Source organism: Cucumibacter marinus DSM 18995 (genome assembly GCF_000429865.1).
Classification (GTDB): Bacteria; Pseudomonadota; Alphaproteobacteria; order Rhizobiales; family Devosiaceae; genus Cucumibacter; species Cucumibacter marinus.
Genome location: NZ_KE386979.1, coordinates 71,307 through 88,582, shown reverse-complemented (window position 1 = coordinate 88,582; position 17,276 = coordinate 71,307). Strand labels below are relative to the sequence as shown.

18 protein-coding genes are annotated in these 17,276 nt (G+C 63.6%); 12 read left to right on the top strand and 6 right to left on the bottom strand.

Annotation, left to right across the window (positions count from 1 at the left end; genetic code table 11):
* Window positions 1-12: 12 nt before the first annotated feature.
* Window positions 13-1,788, top strand: a complete 1,776-nt coding sequence (locus G489_RS0116015) for an SLC13 family permease (RefSeq protein WP_029042371.1) — start codon at window positions 13-15, stop codon at window positions 1,786-1,788.
* A 183-nt stretch (window positions 1,789-1,971) separates the two neighbouring features.
* On the opposite strand, the gene G489_RS0116010 is transcribed toward G489_RS0116015, so the two are convergent.
* From G489_RS0116010 to G489_RS0116000, 3 genes are read right to left on the bottom strand one after another with little or no spacing between them, the layout of a single operon-like run.
* The gene (locus G489_RS0116010) at window positions 1,972-3,234 is read right to left on the bottom strand and encodes an HlyC/CorC family transporter (RefSeq protein ID WP_029042370.1); all 1,263 of its coding nucleotides are present in this window, start codon (window positions 3,232-3,234) and stop codon (window positions 1,972-1,974) included.
* Window positions 3,231-4,334: a 3-dehydroquinate synthase gene (gene aroB, locus G489_RS0116005; protein ID WP_029042369.1), complete on the bottom strand. Its 1,104-nt coding sequence runs from the start codon at window positions 4,332-4,334 to the stop codon at window positions 3,231-3,233. Before aroB ends, G489_RS0116010 begins: the two co-directional genes overlap by 4 nt.
* Window positions 4,331-4,939 (bottom strand): shikimate kinase, encoded by a 609-nt coding sequence (locus G489_RS0116000; protein ID WP_035873194.1) that lies wholly within the window; start codon window positions 4,937-4,939, stop codon window positions 4,331-4,333. The genes aroB and G489_RS0116000 overlap by 4 nt, the downstream gene beginning before the upstream one ends.
* A 141-nt stretch (window positions 4,940-5,080) precedes the next feature.
* Between G489_RS0116000 and G489_RS0115995 the strand changes: the two genes are divergently transcribed.
* From G489_RS0115995 to G489_RS0115975, 5 genes are all read left to right on the top strand, one after another.
* Window positions 5,081-5,227 carry a hypothetical protein gene (locus tag G489_RS0115995; RefSeq protein ID WP_029042367.1) on the top strand — a complete coding sequence of 49 codons (147 nt, stop codon included), beginning with the start codon at window positions 5,081-5,083 and terminating at the stop codon, window positions 5,225-5,227.
* Window positions 5,224-6,156: a site-specific tyrosine recombinase XerD gene (locus tag G489_RS0115990; RefSeq protein WP_029042366.1), complete on the top strand. Its 933-nt coding sequence runs from the start codon at window positions 5,224-5,226 to the stop codon at window positions 6,154-6,156. The genes G489_RS0115995 and G489_RS0115990 overlap by 4 nt, the downstream gene beginning before the upstream one ends.
* Before the next feature lie 104 nt (window positions 6,157-6,260).
* Complete coding sequence (locus G489_RS0115985) at window positions 6,261-7,217, top strand: acetyl-CoA carboxylase carboxyltransferase subunit alpha (RefSeq protein WP_029042365.1); 957 nt, start codon at window positions 6,261-6,263, stop codon at window positions 7,215-7,217.
* A 121-nt stretch (window positions 7,218-7,338) separates the two neighbouring features.
* Entirely contained in the window at window positions 7,339-8,139 is an 801-nt protein-coding gene (locus G489_RS21070) for a L,D-transpeptidase family protein (RefSeq protein ID WP_081691635.1), read from the top strand.
* A gap of 140 nt (window positions 8,140-8,279) precedes the next feature.
* Window positions 8,280-8,591 carry a GIY-YIG nuclease family protein gene (locus G489_RS0115975; RefSeq protein ID WP_029042364.1) on the top strand — a complete coding sequence of 104 codons (312 nt, stop codon included), beginning with the start codon at window positions 8,280-8,282 and terminating at the stop codon, window positions 8,589-8,591.
* 187 nt (window positions 8,592-8,778) lie between these two features.
* Here the strand turns inward: G489_RS0115975 and G489_RS0115970 are convergent, their stop codons facing one another.
* The gene (locus tag G489_RS0115970) at window positions 8,779-9,033 is read right to left on the bottom strand and encodes a BolA family protein (protein ID WP_029042363.1); all 255 of its coding nucleotides are present in this window, start codon (window positions 9,031-9,033) and stop codon (window positions 8,779-8,781) included.
* 57 nt (window positions 9,034-9,090) lie between these two features.
* On the opposite strand from G489_RS0115970, the gene G489_RS0115965 reads away from it, so the two are divergent.
* The 5 genes from G489_RS0115965 to G489_RS0115945 all read left to right on the top strand — a co-directional run bounded on the left by G489_RS0115965 (window position 9,091) and on the right by G489_RS0115945 (window position 15,099).
* Window positions 9,091-9,753 (top strand): J domain-containing protein, encoded by a 663-nt coding sequence (locus G489_RS0115965; protein WP_051332737.1) that lies wholly within the window; start codon window positions 9,091-9,093, stop codon window positions 9,751-9,753.
* A 234-nt stretch (window positions 9,754-9,987) separates the two neighbouring features.
* A complete protein-coding gene (gene cobS / locus G489_RS0115960) occupies window positions 9,988-10,965 on the top strand; it encodes a cobaltochelatase subunit CobS (RefSeq protein ID WP_051332736.1) in 978 nt (325 codons plus the stop codon).
* A gap of 19 nt (window positions 10,966-10,984) precedes the next feature.
* A complete protein-coding gene (cobT, locus tag G489_RS21060; protein WP_051332735.1) occupies window positions 10,985-12,892 on the top strand; it encodes a cobaltochelatase subunit CobT in 1,908 nt (635 codons plus the stop codon).
* Entirely contained in the window at window positions 12,892-13,956 is a 1,065-nt protein-coding gene (locus G489_RS0115950; protein ID WP_029042360.1) for an esterase-like activity of phytase family protein, read from the top strand. Before cobT ends, G489_RS0115950 begins: the two co-directional genes overlap by 1 nt.
* Before the next feature lie 93 nt (window positions 13,957-14,049).
* Window positions 14,050-15,099, top strand: a complete 1,050-nt coding sequence (locus tag G489_RS0115945; protein ID WP_029042359.1) for a M42 family metallopeptidase — start codon at window positions 14,050-14,052, stop codon at window positions 15,097-15,099.
* A gap of 77 nt (window positions 15,100-15,176) precedes the next feature.
* Here the strand turns inward: G489_RS0115945 and G489_RS0115940 are convergent, their stop codons facing one another.
* Together G489_RS0115940 and rpmB are read right to left on the bottom strand one after the other, a co-directional pair.
* The gene (locus tag G489_RS0115940) at window positions 15,177-15,806 is read right to left on the bottom strand and encodes a queuosine precursor transporter (protein WP_035873183.1); all 630 of its coding nucleotides are present in this window, start codon (window positions 15,804-15,806) and stop codon (window positions 15,177-15,179) included.
* A gap of 131 nt (window positions 15,807-15,937) precedes the next feature.
* Window positions 15,938-16,225 carry a 50S ribosomal protein L28 gene (gene rpmB / locus G489_RS0115935; protein ID WP_029042357.1) on the bottom strand — a complete coding sequence of 96 codons (288 nt, stop codon included), beginning with the start codon at window positions 16,223-16,225 and terminating at the stop codon, window positions 15,938-15,940.
* 223 nt (window positions 16,226-16,448) lie between these two features.
* Between rpmB and G489_RS0115930 the strand changes: the two genes are divergently transcribed.
* A complete protein-coding gene (locus G489_RS0115930; RefSeq protein WP_029042356.1) occupies window positions 16,449-17,234 on the top strand; it encodes a DUF3108 domain-containing protein in 786 nt (261 codons plus the stop codon).
* Window positions 17,235-17,276: the final 42 nt, after the last annotated feature.

Genomic DNA, 17,276 nt, shown 5'->3' with positions numbered 1-17,276 from the left:
GGAGGACGCGTCTTGACCACCGACCAGATTATCCTGTTCACCCTTTTTGCGCTGGTGTTCGCTGCCCTCCTGTGGGGCCGCTGGCGCTACGATATCGTCGCCTTCACCGCGCTGGTGATCGCCCTGCTTTTGCATGTAGTGCCGACCGAGGAAGCTTTTTCCGGTTTCGGTCATCCTGCAACGATCATCGTGGCGCTGGTACTGGTGGTCTCGCGTGGCCTGCTCAATTCGGGCGCGGTCGATCTCATCACCCGCCTGGTGATCGATCAGTCGCGCTCGATCGGCGCCCATATCCTCACCCTTGGCGGGGTCGCGGGGCTGTTGTCGGGCTTCATGAACAATGTCGCCGCCCTTGCCCTGTTGATGCCGGTCGATATCCAGGCCTCGCAAAAGGCCGGCCGCACGCCGGGCCAGACCCTGATGCCGCTGAGTTTTGCGACCATTCTGGGCGGGCTCTTCACCCTCATCGGCACCCCGCCCAATATCATCATCGCCTCCTTCCGGGAAACCGCGCTGGGCGAACCCTACCAGATGTTCGATTTTGCGCCGGTGGGGCTGATCACGGCGGTGGTCGGCATCGCCTTTGTCGCCTTTATCGGCTGGCGGCTGATCCCCGTGCCGCAGGGGTCAAAGAACGCTGCCAAGGACCTGGCGGAGCTCGAGGGCTATGTCGCCGAACTCGCCGTGCCCAAGGGGTCGAAATCCATCGGCATCAAGGTCCGCGATCTCGATGGCGTGGCCGAGGAAAACGACTGCGAAGTGCTCGGCCTTGCCCGCCGTGGCAAGCGACTGCCGGGCCGGGCCCGCGCAGAAGAAATCCGCGCCAATGACCGGCTGGTGATCAAGGCCAGCCCCGATGCCATCAACGCCCTGGCCGGCGCGCTGGGATTGACGATCAAGGGCCAGACGGGTGCCTCCAATGCGCTGTCCGGCGACCTGGTGCTGTCAGAAGCGGTGGTCACCGCCGACAGCCGGCTGGTCGGCCGCTCGGCGATGAACGTCCGGCTGCTCGGCCGCTACGGTGTCTCGCTTCTCGGGATATCGCGTCAGGGCCGCACCATCCGCGAACAGATCCGCAAGACCGAATTGATGGCCGGCGACATCCTGTTGCTGGTCGGCACGCCCGATCGGGTGGAAGACGTCGTGTCCCGCATGGGATGCCTGCCGCTGGCCGAACGCGGACTGCAGGTCATCCAGCACGGCCGCGCCGGTCTCGCCATCGGCCTGTTCCTCGCCGCTATCGTCGCGGCCAGCTTCGGCTGGATCTATCTGCCGGTTGCGCTCGCCGCAGTCGTCGTCGCCTTTGTCTTCACAGATATCGTGCCCCTGCGCGAACTCTATGACACCATCGAATGGCCGGTGGTCATCTTGCTGGGCTCGTTCATACCCCTGGGGGCGGCGCTCGAAGCCTCGGGGGGCACGGACCTCATCGCCAACGGCATCGCAACCCTCACTGGCACCTGGCCGGCCTGGGCCACGCTGACCGTGTTGATGGTCGTTACCATGACCCTGTCCGATGTGCTCAACAACACCGCAACCGCCGTGGTAGCGGCCCCGGTGGCGGTCAGCCTCGCGGACAGTCTCGGCGCCAATCCCGACCCCTTCCTGATGGCGGTCGCGGTGGCGGCAAGCTGTGCGTTCCTGACCCCGATCGGGCACAAGAACAACATGCTCATCCTCGGGCCCGGGGGCTATTCCTTCGGGGATTACTGGCGCATGGGCCTGCCACTCGAGATCATCGTGATCGCGACGGCGGTCCCGGCGATATTGGTATTCTGGCCGCTCTAGGGAGGGCTTCCAGGCGAAGTGGGTACCGGTTCGCCGTCCGGAAACGTGACCGACAAGAGAGCCAGGTGAGGGTGCAAACAGGCCCCGGATCAGGTCCGGGGCAGCGCGGGAGCGGTTTAACCGCCCCCTATTCACTATTCACTATTCGCTACTCGCTAATCCCTATTCCCTACTCGCTCTTCCTCACCGGCTCACCCGCAATTCCGTGATCCGGTTGTGCTCCTTGCGGGTCACCCGGAAGCGGAAGCCGTGGAAAGTGAAGGTCTGGTTGATCTCGGGGATCATCTTGGCCTCATGCAGCACCAGCCCGGCAATGGTGGTCGCTTCCTCGTCGGGCAGGTTCCAGTCGAGCGCGCGATTGAGGTCGCGGATCGGCAAAGAGCCGTCGACCACATAGGAGCCGTCGGGCTGCTTGACCGCGCCCTGCATCACCTCGTCATGCTCGTCCGCAATATCCCCGACGATCTCCTCGAGAATGTCCTCGAGGGTCACCAGCCCTTCCACTTCGCCATATTCGTCGACGACCACGGCGAAATGGCTCTTCTGCTTCAAGAACGCGTTGAGCTGGGCCTGTACCGGGGTGGTCTCGGGCACGAACCAGGGCTTTGAGGCAATGCGCTGCACATTGAGCTTGGCCACATCGCCGCTCGCCTTCATCAGTGCACGCAGAACGTCCTTGGCGTGAATGACGCCGACAATATTGTCCTTGTCCTCGCGCCAGAGCGGGATGCGGGTATAGGGGCTGTCGAGGATCTCCTTGACGAGGTCCTCGAGCGGCATCTCGATATCGAGCGCCATCATCTTGGTGCGGTGCACCATGACATCGGAGACTTCGAGTTCGCGCAAATCGAGAATGCCGCCCAGCATGTCCCGGTCGCGTTTGATCACCTCGCCTTCCGAATGCAGCAGATTGACCGTGCCGCGCAGCTCTTCATGCCCGGTGAAGCCCGAACGCCCGCCCGACGTATCGACCCCGAACAGGCGCAGCATGGCTGCAACGAGCTTTTCGATGACCAGCGTCACCGGTGCGAAGATCACGATCACCGGCCGGATGATCGGCGCCACGCCAAGCGCAAAGCTATCCGGGTTCGAGATCGCCCAGGTCTTGGGCAGCACCTCTGAGAAGATGACGACCAGCAGCGTCATCACCAGCGTCGCCCAGACGACCCCCGAATCCCCGAACAGCGAAATCAGCACCGATGTCGCCAGCGACGAGGCAAGGATGTTGACGAGATTGTTCCCCAAAAGGATGGCTCCGATCAGCCGCTCCTTGCGCACCGTCAGCGCCTCGACAATGCCGGCGCGATGATCCCCGGCATTCTTGAGCTGGTGGATGCGCGCCCGGCTGGCCGCCGTCAGCGCGGTTTCCGAGCCGGAGAAAAAGCCGCTCATCACCAGCAGAACGATGATGGCGGCGATCATGATGATAAGCGAGGTCGCGATCATGTCTGGTCCTTGAGGAAATCGAGCACCGAGGCCGGGTCAACATCCTTGGCGATGAAAGAATGCCCGATCCCGCGAGTGAGGATAAAGGTGAGCGAACCGCGCGTCACCTTCTTGTCTTGGGCGATATGCTCCAAAAGCGTTTCTGCCGGCGGCAGGTCGCCTGGAATATCGGCAAGCGAGACCGGCAGGCCGGCGCCTGAAAGATGCGCCCGGACCCGGCTCGCATCCTGCCCGGGGCAAAGCCCGAGCTTCACCGAGAAGTCATGCGCCAGCACCATGCCGACCGAGACCCCTTCGCCATGGAAAAGCCGGTCCGAATAGCCGGTCGCCGCCTCAAGGGCATGCCCGAAAGTGTGCCCGAGATTGAGCAGCGCACGATTGCCCGCCTCGCGCTCGTCCTCGGCCACCACGCGCGCCTTGGCGGCGCAGGCATGGGCGATCGCCTCGGCGCGCGCCGGGCCGCCCGCAAACACCTCGGCGCGATTGTCTTCGAGCCAGTGAAAGAAAGCGGCATCATCGATCAGCCCGTATTTGGCCATCTCCGCATAACCGGCACGGAACTGGCGTTCGGGCAGCGTATCGAGCGCTCCAAGATCGGCCGCCACATAGCGCGGCTGATAAAAGGCGCCGATCAAGTTCTTGCCGCGCGGCGAGTTGATCCCCGTCTTGCCCCCGACCGAGCTGTCGACCTGGGCCAGCAGCGAGGTCGGTACCTGCACGAGCCCCATGCCGCGCCGTGTAATCGCGGCGGCAAACCCGGCAAGATCGCCAACCACCCCGCCACCAAAGGCGATGACGGCATCGCCGCGCTCGAGCTTTTCGGCAATCAGGAAGTCGACCACCGTGTCGAGCACCGCCATCGACTTCGACCCCTCCCCGGGGCTGACCGTGATGGCGCTGTGGCTGAGGCCCGCCGCTTCAAGACTGGCAGCAAGCCGCGGATATTGCGCGGCTTTCACGTTCTCGTCCATGACGACGCCAAAGCGCGCACCGGGAAACAGGCCGGAAAGCTTTCCGCCCAGCCGGTCGATCACATCGGGGCCGATCTCGATCTCATAGCTGCGCTCGCCGAGATCGATGGGAACGGTGTGGGTGGTCATGCCTCATCCTTTTGAGTGGCACCGGCGGGCGCGGTGAGATAGTCGGCAAGCGCCGCGATGATCTGTTCGGCCACCTTGTCATGCGGCACTTCGGTCGAGGTGACGGTCACATCGGCCGTGGCATAAAGCGGATAGCGCTCCTCGATCAGCTTTTCGAGCGTGGCCCGCGGATTGGCGGTGCGCAGCAGGGGACGCGTATCGCGCCGCGAGACCCGTTCGAACAACAGATCCGCATCGGCCTTGAGCCAGACCGAAACGCCGTCGCGCTTGATCAGGTCGCGGGTCTCCTGCCTGAGCAGCACGCCGCCACCGGTGGCCACCACCCGTTCGCCCTCGCTGAGGATGCGCGCAATGACCCGCGCCTCGCCGGCGCGGAATTCGCTTTCCCCATGCAGTTCGAAAATTTCGGAGACGGCCATTCCGGCGGCGGTCTCGATTTCGCTATCACTGTCGACAAAGCCGAGCCCGAGCTGGCTGGCGAGCCGTTTGCCGACCGTCGTCTTGCCTGCCCCCATCATGCCGACCAGCACGATTGGCCGACCCTTGAGCCCCGCAAGGACAGCGCGCCTGTTTTCCGAGCGGCTCTCCCCGGTCTTGTGCCTCATGTTCAAGCTGGTCTCCGCGTTAGGGCACGAGGTTGAACCGGCTGCGCCCGGACTTGTCAAGCGCCCGCGCCGTCACCCTCAAGGCTTGCAGCCCGTTCTCAAATCGGCGAAAACGGACCGCGAGATCAACCAGGCCGGTCCATGCCCACCCTTATTCGATTCCTTGTCGTGCTGCTCCTGCTTGCCGGTATTGCCGTCGGGGCCATGATTGCTCTCACCGTCATGGTGACACCGGAACAGCACGAGATCGAAAACAGCATCCCCGCCCGCGAGCTGTTCGACCAGTGACCGCGGCACCCGGCGATGCGGCGCTGATCGAAGCTTTCCTTGAAATGATGGCCGCCGAACGCGGCGCCGCGCTCAACACGCTTGAAGCCTATCGGCGCTCCCTTGCCGACTATGCCGCCCATGCTGGCGTTCGCCGGAAAAGCCTGACAAACGCCGGACGCGACGAGGTGACCACCTATCTCGGCGATCTCGCCGCGCGCGGCATGGCCCCGGCTACCGCGGCCCAGCACCTGAGCGCCATCCGCCAGTTTCATCGCTTTCTCGTCGCAGACGGGATCCGCGCCGACGACCCCACCCGCATCGTGCCAGCCCCACGCCGCGCCGCCGCCCTGCCCAAGATCCTCTCGGTCGCCGAGGTCGACACGCTTTTGACCCAGGCCGAAACCGAAGCCGCCAATCCCGATCTGAGCCCGTCGAAAGCGGCCTCCGCCCGAAGGCTCTATCTGATCCTCGAACTGCTTTATGCCACCGGCATGCGCATTTCCGAGCTCGTGGCCTTGCCCCGCGCCGCGGCGCGCCGCGATGCCGAAATGCTTTCGATCACCGGCAAGGGCGGGCGCGAAAGGCTGGTGCCGCTCAACGACCGGGCCCGTGACGCCCTTGCCCAGTGGATCAGCACCTATCCGGCGAACCGCTTCCTGTTTCCGGCCAATAGCGAGGCAGGCCACCTGACCCGCCAGCAGGCAGCGCGCGATATCAAGGCGCTGGCCGCGCGGGCCGGCCTGCCCGCCCACAAGGTCTCTCCCCACGTCTTGCGCCATGCCTTTGCCAGCCATCTGCTCGAACGAGGCGCCGATCTGCGAGTGGTTCAGATGCTGCTCGGCCATGCCGACATCTCCACGACCCAGATCTACACCCATGTGCTTGATGAGCGCCTGACCCGGCTGGTCTCGGAAAATCACCCGCTTGCCGCCCGCCACAAGCCATAAGCGCACCCGCTTGACATTGATCGGGACAATGGCCACCTTCCGCCCCACTTTGCGCTGGGATAGACTGTCCCGAATGCCAACAATCCCGCGAGCTTAAACGCCCGATGCAATCCTATCTCGATTTCGAAAAACCCGTCGCCGAGCTCCAGGGCAAGGTGCAGGAACTCAAGGCACTCGCCGAAAGCGGGGAGGCCGGCGATATCGACGAAGAGGTCACACGGCTCGAAGAGCGCGCCGCCGAGCAGCTCAAGGACATCTACAAGCGCCTCACTCCCTGGCAGAAGACCCAGGTCGCGCGGCACCCGTCGCGCCCGCGCCTGTCCGATTATGTCTCGGGACTGATCACCGAATTCACCCCCTTGGCCGGCGACCGGAAATTCTCCGAGGACGCCGCGATCCAGGCCGGTTTTGGCCGCTTCAAGGGCCAGTCGGTCGCCGTACTTGGCCATGAAAAGGGCTCGACCACCGAGACCCGGCTCAAGCACAATTTCGGCATGGCCCACCCCGAAGGCTACCGCAAGGCGATCCGCATTATGGAAATGGCCGACCGGTTCGGCATTCCGGTGATCTCCTTTGTCGACACCGCCGGCGCCTGGCCCGGGATCGGCGCCGAAGAGCGCGGGCAGGCCGAAGCCATCGCCCGCTCGACGGATGCCTCCTTGATGCTCAAGGTGCCGAACCTCGCTATCGTCATCGGGGAGGGCGGGTCCGGCGGCGCGATCGCGATTGCCACGACCAACCGGGTCCTGATGCTGCAGCACTCGATCTACACCGTTGCCTCGCCGGAAGCTGCGGCCTCGATCCTGTGGCGCGATGCCGCAAAGGCGCAGGACGCCGCCAATGCCATGGGCGTGACCGCCGACCACTTGATGGAGTTCGGCATTATCGACGGCATTATCGAAGAACCGGTGGGCGGCGCCCATCGCCATCCGGCCAAGATCATCGAGGCGACCGGCAAATCGATCTCGACTTTCCTGTCCGATTTCGAGGGCATGCCGGGTGAGGACGTGCGCGAACACCGCCGCGAGAAGTTCCTCAATATGGGTCAGGCGCTGGCCTGACCGTCCCTCCGCCCAGGCCCTGAACAGGCTGGATCAAGTATTTGTTAACCATAATTCTTTGCGCGAAACTAACCGAACCGGTTTAGGCTCGCGAAACCAAATACGACAAGACGCGTCGGGTATGTTGAAAACCATTGTTTCGCTGATCATGGCCGGCGCGCTGGCCCTTTTTGCCGCCGCCTGCACGACCGGGCTCGAGGATGGCAAGGCCAACAAGCCGGTGAGCAAAGTCGCCCAGGCTCACCTCGAAAAGCTTGGCACCGACCAGAAGGCCGCCATGCTGGTGCGCATCTACAAGCAGGAAAACGAGCTCGAGGTCTGGAAGCAGACCCGCGGCGGGCGCTATGTGCGCTTCAAGACCTACGAGATCTGTGCCTGGTCGGGCGAACTTGGCCCCAAGGTGTCCGAAGGCGACCGCCAGGCGCCGGAGGGGTTCTATACCGTCACCCCGGGCCTGATGAATCCGTATTCGGAATATTATCTCGCCTTCAATCTCGGCTTCCCGAACAAGTTCGACAAGTTCCACGGCCGCACCGGCTCGAACATCATGGTGCATGGCGATTGCTCTTCGGCCGGCTGTTTCGCCATGACCGACGACCAGATCTCCGAGATCTATGCCCTGGCGCGCGAGACCTTCAAGGGCGGCAACCGCTCGTTCCAGGTCGAGGTCTATCCCTTCAAGATGACCGAGGCCAATCTCGAAGAGCAGGCCGACAGCCCCAATATCGAGTTTTGGCGCAACCTCAAGCAGGGTCATGACCGCTTCGCGGCGAATGACAGCCGCCCGGCGCAATGGGATGTGTGCGAAGGCAAATACGTGTTCGATGCCGATACCAGTTGCGCGGTCGGCGCCGGCACCCCCACGGGCACCGCCATCGCCGCCCTCAACGACAACCCCCCCGAACGCCCCTCGACGCTTTAGTCGCTTCTGCCTCTCGTCTGCGCCCTTCGAGGCTCGGCTGACGCCTCGCACCTCAGGACGAGGACGGGTTTGTCCGAATTGAGCCATGCACCGGATCACTCTAATCTTGGCAGGCCAATCAACCGCATACGGCAAGCGCCATGCAGGGTTTTGAACGCGCCAGCGTCTATGTTCTTCGATGCGCAGACGGCACCTTCTACACCGGCATCACCAGAAAACCGGTAGAAAGTCGCTTGTGGGAGCACAATCAGGGATTGGGCGACGGGTACACCAGCGCGCGGCGGCCCGTCGAACTGGTCTTTGTCGAAGCTTTTGACCGGATCGATGAAGCGATTGCACGCGAACGCCAGATCAAGGGCCGGTCGAGACGCAAGAAGCTGGCCTTGATCGCGCAGGACTATGAGCGCCTGCCTGCGCTTTCGAGCCGCGTCGCGGCGAAACGCAAGCTGTGACTAACCGAGACAGAACCAACGACCTCATCCTGAGGCGGGAGCGCCATCGGCGCGACCCTCGAAGGAAGGGGTCGGTCATCGCCGGATCGTGATCGGCAAAGGCCACTTGAGGCGGACCGGGGGCTGTCAAGGCGGACAATGTGTCCCGGTCGGACCGAATCGGACTGGACAGGGCAGGGTCAGCCGCCTATTTCACCTCGATCGCGAGCGCGTGCAGCCCGGCGGCAAATTCATCACTGAGGCTATCCATGATCGCCCGGTGTTGTGCCACACGGCTCAACCCGCCAAGCTTGTCCGCCGCGATTCGGATGCGGAAATGGGTACCTCCCCCTTCGCGCCAGCCCGCATGGCCGCGATGCAATTCGGATTCGTCGATGACCTCGAGAGCCGAAGGCTCGAAGGCCGTGTTGAGTTTTGATATGATTTCGGACTTTGTCGTCATCGGATCCTCGATTGTTCAGGGCCGGTGCAGGTGCCGAACCAAGTAGGAGCAGTTGTCTTGGATTCCAAGCTGTTCGACAAGATCAAGATCAAGCGCCGGGGACCGACCGGGGAAAAGCACGAGCCACCACAGCGCATCCAATGCGCCTGGGGCGGTTGCGAAATGCCCGGCACCCACAAGGCGCCCAAGGGTGGCGACAGCGACGGGCAATACGCTTTCTGCCTCAAGCATGTCAGGCGCTATAATCAGGCGTTCAACTATCTGGCGCGCATGAGCGAGGCCGAGGTCGACCAGTATGTGCGCACCGCCGGCGCCTCGGTCGACGAGCAGCAGACCTGGAAGATGGGCACCAACAAATGGAGCCGGGAAGCGGAAACCGGCGATCCGACCGCCCGCAAGTCGCGCCCGCATGACTGGTCGGGCCGGCGCATGCACGACCCGTTCAACACCTTCGCCCGGTCCCAGCGCGCCCGCACCGGCGGCACCGAGGGCCCCAAGCCCCGCTCCCGTGGCCAGCGCGTCCTTGCCGAAGCCGACCGCCAGGCGCTCGAACTGTTGGGGATTGAGGGGCCGCCGGACAAGGAAGCGATCAAGTCCGCCTACAAGGACCTCGTCAAGAAACACCACCCGGACGCCAATGGCGGCGACAAGGGGTCCGAGGAACGGCTGCGCAACATCATCGCGGCCTACACCCATTTGAAGGCCAAAGGGTTTGTCTAGGGCGCGAATTGGCTAGCGCGCGGCCCCTTCGGACGCGGCCGCAGGCCGATCCGCCCAACCGGCAAAATCGACAAAACCCCGCAACGGCAAGGCAGACGGGGATTTTGACCGGGCGGGGGCGTTCAATCCGCCCTAGGCCATACCTATATTCCTTGCTATACCACCGCGCGGCCCGAACCGTGGCCGACCATCCTTGCACGAACGCCCCATCTGGCACGAACAAAGACTGATCCGATGACTGAAGAATTGAGCCTGCCCACCCACGACTACAATGTCCGCGATGTGTTCGATATCGACAGCGACATGGTGGTCAAGGGCTTCGCCGAGCCTGACGAACATGTGCCGGATCTCGACCCGGACTATCTGTTCGACCGCAACACCACCCTCGCCATTCTCGCCGGCTTTGCCTTCAATCGCCGCGTCATGGTGCAGGGCTATCACGGCACCGGCAAATCGACCCATATCGAGCAGGTTGCGGCGCGCCTCAACTGGCCGCTGGTCCGCGTCAATCTCGACAGCCACGTCTCCCGTATCGATCTCGTGGGCAAGGACGCGATCGTGGTGAAGGACGGCATGCAGATCACCGAATTCCGCGACGGCATTTTGCCCTGGGCGCTCAAGAACAATATTGCGCTGGTTTTCGACGAATACGATGCCGGTCGCCCGGACGTGATGTTCGTCATCCAGCGCGTGCTCGAGGTATCGGGCCGGCTGACCCTTCTCGACCAGAACAAGGTCATCCGTCCGCACCCTGCCTTCCGGCTGTTCGCCACCACCAACACCATCGGTCTTGGTGACACTTCGGGCCTCTATCATGGCACGCAGCAGATCAACCAGGGCCAGATGGACCGCTGGTCGATCGTGACGACGCTCAATTACCTGGCGCACGACAAGGAAGCCGGGATCGTTCTGGCCAAGGCCAAGAGCTATGACACCGAGGATGGCCGCAAGACCATCGACAATATGGTCCGGCTCGCCGACCTCACCCGCTCGGCCTTCATGAACGGCGATCTTTCGACGGTCATGAGCCCGCGTACGGTGATCACCTGGGCCGAGAATGCCGAGATCTTCGGCGATCTGGGCTTTGCCTTCCGCCTGACCTTCCTCAACAAGTGCGACGAGCTCGAGCGCCCGCTGGTCGCCGAATTCTATCAGCGCGTGTTTGGCGTCGATCTGCCCGAAAGCGCAGCGAACCTCGCCATCAGCGCCTGAGGCGTCGCCAGGAGCGTTTATGGCCGCCCCGCCCAGCAAAGCCAATCGTCCCGACCCCACGACCACCTTCAAATCGGCCGTGGGCGGGACCATGCGCGCCATTTCCGGCGAGCGTGACCTTGAAGTCGCCTTCACCGCCGACCGCCCCATCCTGACAAAGGACAAGGCGCGGCTGGCCAATCTCTCGCGCTCCCCCACCATCCAGGACATCGCCATCGCCCGCGGGCAGGGCGATGCCATGGCCATGCGCCTGGCCGCCCATGACGATGCCGCCCATCGCCGCATGGCGCCCAAGGACCCCGACGCCCGCGCCGCCTTTGATGCGCTCGAACAGGCCCGCGTCGAAACGCTCGGCTGTCAGCGCATGCCGGGCATGAAGGCCAATCTCACCGAGGCGCTCGAAGACCGGCTGTTCCGCGCCAATATGAACCGCATCACCGACCAGTCAGACGCCCCGCTTGCCGAGGCGCTGGGACTGATGCTGCGCGAAAAGCTGGCCGGCATGGAGGTCCCTTCTTCAGGGCGCAAGCTGGTCGACATGTGGCGCGGCGCGATCGAGGACAAGGCCGGCAAGTCCTTTGACGAACTCGGCGAACTGCTCGAAGACCAGGATGCCTTTTCCAAGGTCGCCCGCTCCGTGCTGCACGACCTCGACCTGATCTCGGACGCCGAGATGGAAAACGCCGAGGGCGAGGAAGAGGATTACGGCGAAGACTCCAATCCCCAGAACGCGCTCGATCAGCAGACCGAAACCGACCAGGGCGACACCGACGGCCAGGACGAGCAGTCCGAGGCCGAAGAAGCCCCCGGCGACAGCGAGGAAATGGGCGAGGTCGAAGGCGCTGACACCGAATGGGCCGAAACCGAGACCGAGGAAGCCGACGATGTCAGCGGCGACGAGCCGCCGCCCCCGCCGGGCGATGCCGCGCCCGCCGACCGCCGCAACATGCCCGACTACAAGCCCTTCACCACCAAGTTCGATGAAGTGGTGATGGCGACCGATCTCTGCCCGACCGATGAGCTCGAGCATTTGCGCGGTCTCCTCGACAAGCAGCTCGAAAGCCTGGCGGGTGCCGTTGCGCGGCTTGCCAACAAGCTGCAGCGTCGCCTGATGGCGCAGCAGTCGCGTTCCTGGGACTTCGACCTCGAAGAGGGCGTGCTCGATACCGCAAGGCTCACCCGCGTGGTCACCGACCCGCTGCAGCCCTTGAGCTTCAAGGCCGAACGCGACACCGATTTCCGCGATACCGTCGTGACCCTTCTGATCGACAATTCCGGATCCATGCGCGGCCGCCCGATTACCATCGCGGCGATCTGTGGCGACATTCTCGCCCGCACCCTCGAACGCTGCGGGGTCAAGGTCGAGATCCTCGGTTTCACCACCCGTGCCTGGAAGGGTGGCAAATCCCGCGAAGCCTGGATGCAGGCCGGGCGCCCGCCCAATCCGGGCCGGGTCAACGATGTCCGCCACATCATCTACAAGGCCGCCGACGAGCCCTGGCGTCACGCCAAGCGCAATCTCGGCCTGATGATGCGCGAAGGATTGTTGAAGGAAAATATCGACGGCGAAGCCCTGCAATGGGCCCATAAACGCTTGCTGGGACGGCCCGAAAACCGCCGCATCCTGATGGTTATCTCCGATGGTGCCCCGGTCGACGACAGTACCCAGAGCGTCAATCCGGGCAATTACCTGGAGAACCATTTGCGCTTCGTGATCGATGATATCGAAACCCGGTCCCCGGTGCAGCTGATCGCCATCGGCATCGGCCATGATGTGACGCGCTATTACCGGCGCGCGGTCACCCTGCTCGACGCCGAGGAGCTGGCCGGCGCCATGACTGACGAGCTCGCGGCCCTGTTCGAGGAAGAGCCGGTCGGCCCCAAGTCAGCCGGTGGCCGAACGCCAAAGGCGCGGCGCGCAGGCTGATGCGACGGTTTCACGGGGGCATTGCCGCAACGATGCTGCTTGCAGCCTCGCTTGCGGTGAGCCTGTCCGGCATAGCGCTGGCGCAATCGCGCATCCTGCCGGAGCCGAAATCGGGTGAACCTGTACCGGCCGCCATCACCATCACCGCCGTTCCCATAGAGCGGTTCCGCGACACGCCCTATGGCGGCACGGTCGATCGCCTGATCTGGCGTGGCGGGCTCGAGCTGCGGTCCGAGTCCCTGGATTTCGGCGGCCTCTCCGGCATCACCTTTGCCGGCGATGCGGATACCATGATCACCGTTTCCGATCGCGGCCAGTTCATTTCCGCGCGCCTGACTTATGATTCCGCCGGCGCGCCCATCGCCATCTCCGGCGGCCAGATCGTCCCGATCGCCAACTCCAAGGGCAATGCCCTGCCGCCAAACTACTCGCGCGACGCCGAGGCGGTCGAAACGATCTTCCGCGATGGGAACCCCGCGGCGGTCCGGGTGGGCTTTGAGAACCTGACCCGGGTCGCCGATTTCGATCTGACCAATGGCCGTCCCGGCGGCGCCGCCCGCGAGGTCACCATCCCCGACTGGCTGGCCGAGCTGCGCTCGAACGAATCGCTTGAAGCCGTGTGCATCGCCTCTCCGGCTTCGCCCATTGCGGGCTCAACGCTGTTGATCACCGAGAATGTCGAGGACGGGGAAAATTCGAGCCGCGCATTCCTGCTCGGCGTGCGCGACCGGGGCCCCTTGAGCTATCACCGCACAGCCGGCCTCAACCCCACCGCCTGCGGCTTTGCGCCCAATGGCGACCTCTATGTGCTCGAGCGCGGGCTCGGGCTATTGACCTTCCGCATGCAGATCACCCGCATTCCCGCCGCAGAGGTTGTGCCCGGCAATCGCCTGCAGGGCGAGGCGGTGCTGACCGCCTCGGGCGGCGAGATCGACAATATGGAAGGACTGGCGATTCACCAGGGTCCGGATGGCGAAACCCGGCTCTCGGTCATCTCCGATGACAATTTCAACGACTGGGAACGCACGCTGATCCTGCAGTTCGCCCTGCCCGCGCAAGATTGATGCAACCCGCAGACCCCGTGGGATCACCGTCTTGAACAGGGCGCGAAACTCGGCAATGTTGCCGCTTTAGAACCCCGCTTGAGGATTTTCTTTATGAATATCGACCTGCTGCGCCGGCTGTGCGAGACCCCCGGTGTCCCCGGCCGTGAGGACCGCGTTCGCGCCCTGATCGAGGCCGAAATCAAGGGCCTGTTCGACGAGGTCACCACCGACCCGATGGGCTCGCTGATCTGCGTGCGCAAACCCACCCGCAAGGGTGATGGAGAGCCCAAAAAGGTGATGCTCGCCTGCCATATGGACGAGATCGGTTTCCTCGTTAGCCATGTGACGCCGGAAGGCTGGGTGCATGTCGACCCGGTCGGCGGTTTCGACAATCGCAACCTCTTCTCCCGGCGCGTGCTGGTATGCACCGACGATGGCGACATCAAGGGCGTCATGAACCCCGCCGGCAAGCCGGTGCACATCCAGGCGCCCGAAGATGCCAAGAAGATTCCCGAGATCGCCGATTTCTTCATCGATCTGGGGCTGGGCAAGAAGACCCGCGACAAGGTGCAGGTCGGCGACTATGTCGTCATGGACGAGCCCCTGTTCGAAATGGGTGACAAGGTCGTCTCCAAGGCGCTCGACAATCGTGTCGCCTGCTGGCTCGGTATCGAGGCTGTGCGTCGTCTGATCGACAAGAAGCTCGACCATGCCTGCGAGATCCATGTGGTCTTCACCACCCAGGAGGAAGTCGGCCTGCGCGGCGCGCGCACCTCGGCTTTCGGGATCATGCCCGATATCGGCATCGGCATCGACACCACGCTCGCCTGCGACACACCGGGCGTACCCGAAAAGCAGGCCGTGACCCAGCAGGGCAAGGGCGTCGGTATCCATGTGAAGGATTCTTCCTTCATCGCCGATATCGGCCTTGTGCGCGAATTCGAAGCGCTGGCCAAGAAGCACGACATTCCCCATCAGCGCACCATCCTCGCCCGGGGCGGGCAGGACGGCGCCGCCACCCAGCAGGCCGGCGCGGGCGCCAGGGCCATCGGTATCGTCGTCGGCACGCGCTACATCCACACCGTGACCGAGACCATCGACAAGACCGACCTCAAGGCTGCGCGCGACCTGCTCTCCGCCTATCTGTCCGAACTCGCCTAGTCGGGACGGTCTCCATTCGGGAAATCAAAAAGGGCGGCCACGAGCCGCCCTTTGCATATCTACAGTCCTTGGCCCTTTCAGGCAGGCGCGCCTTCAGGTATGCGCCGGCGCAGAGCGCCATAGGGCGCCAGCAGGATCGCCGCCATCAAGAGCTTGACGAGGAAGTCACCGACCGCCAGCGAGATCCACAGCGGCACCTCGGCGCCCACCGACAGGAACGGCACGCCAAAGCCGAGCGAACTGTCCTCGAGCCCCAGCGTTGAATCGATACCCGCAAAGAACGGCGCAAAGGCCAGCGAAAAGAAGATCGTGGTGTCGATGACCGAGCCGATCAGCGAGGAGGCAAGCGGCGCCCGCCACCAGCGGCCTTGTCGCAGCCAGTTGAAGATCGACACATCGAGCATCTGCGCGACAATGAAGGCGCTGCCCGAGGCAATGGCGATGCGTGGCGTGGCCAGCCAGATCGACATCGCGACAGCGACAATGAAGCCGGCCAGCACGACGATCCGCGCGAGGCGAGGGCCGAAATGGCGGTTGGTGAGATCGGTGACGAGAAACGCAGCCGGATAGGTGAACGCCCCCCAGGTGAGGATCTGCGCCAGATCGACGGGGCCGAGCGAAGCCTCGACTTGAAACTGAACGAGAAAGTTGGACGTGGCGACAACGGCCACCATGGCGACAAACGCCACGATTAGGCGAGTGAGCATAAGGAATGCACCTCTGTTGTCCGCATTCCGGCAAGTGACCGGCGCGGGATGAACAAAAAACCGCGCGGCGGTGGCCACGCGGTCTTCTCTAAGCATCCGCCAGAGACGGATGCAATCTCGTTTTCCCGGCCTTAGGCGGCGGGCTGGGCCTTCTTGACGGCCTTCTTGACCGCGAGAGCGCGATCGGAAAGTTCGCCGTCACTGGCCTTCAACAGAAACGCATCGAGACCGCCGCGATGCTCGACCGTGCGAAGCGCGGAAGCGGAAACCTTGAACTTGTAGGTCTCCCCCAGCGTTTCGGAGGCGAGCTTGACGGTCGACAGGTTCGGAAGGAACTTGCGCCGGGTGCGGTTGAGCGCGTGGCTCACATTATTGCCCGACATCACGCCCTTGCCGGTGAGTTCACAACGCCGTGCCATGGCTATGTCCTATATCCATCAAAAGGCCGGCAGCCCGTCGAAATCGCGGCGCCGGCACCGGGTTTGTCGAAAAAAGTTGCGCCTAGTTAGTCAAAGCGCCCGTGCGCGTCAAGACCAAGCGCGCTGATTGCCACCCTCTTGCCCTCGAATAACACCATAGTCACCCTTTATACACCATGATTCGGTAAACCGGTCCCCTCGCACGCGAACCCTGGACGCTCCATTGCCCGCTGCCCTTCGTATCGCCGCCCTCATCGCGCTGTGCCTGACATCAAGCCTGGCCAGCGCCGCCGAGCTCTTCGTCAACGCCTCCTATGTCGTGACCCTGAGGGGCACCAATATTGCCTCGGGCACCATCGGGCTCAATATCGAGGGCGACCGTTACCGCATGTCCGTTGATGGCACCGTGGTCGGGCTGGCGAGCCTTGTCGCCTCGGGTACCGCCATCGCCTCCTCGGCCGGGCGGGTGCGCGGCAACGAGCTTCGCTCGGACTATTTCGCCCTCACCACCCGCACCGAGGACGAGGCCTTCACCGTCGAATATCAGGCGAGCGGCGGCAATGTGACCGGCGAACGCGTCATTCCGCCCCTGACCGCCATGGAAGGCCGGGTCGAACTGCGCAATGCCGACCGCCGCGGCGTCAATGATCCGCTGGCCGCCTTTGTAGTACGCACCAATGGCTTCGGCCCCGAGGTCTGCAATCGCAAGCTCGAGCTGTTCACCGGCATCGAGCGCTTCGACATGCAGATGAGCTTCAACGACAATCAGGAAGCCACCTCCCAGCGCACCGGCTACCAGGGACCCGTCGTGCTGTGCAATCTCAATTACAAGCCGATAGCCGGGCACTTCACCAACTCCGAATCGACCGAATATCTCAAGACCAACCAGCGCATGCTGATCTGGTATGCCCCGCTCGGGCGCGAGGGCCTGTCGATCCCCTACCGGATCCTGATCGGCACCGCCTTCGGCGATCTCTCCATGGTGCTGACCGGCCTGACAGGGCTCTAGGCAGTCTTGTAACCGGCGCCCTATAGTCCCATTTGCCTTGAA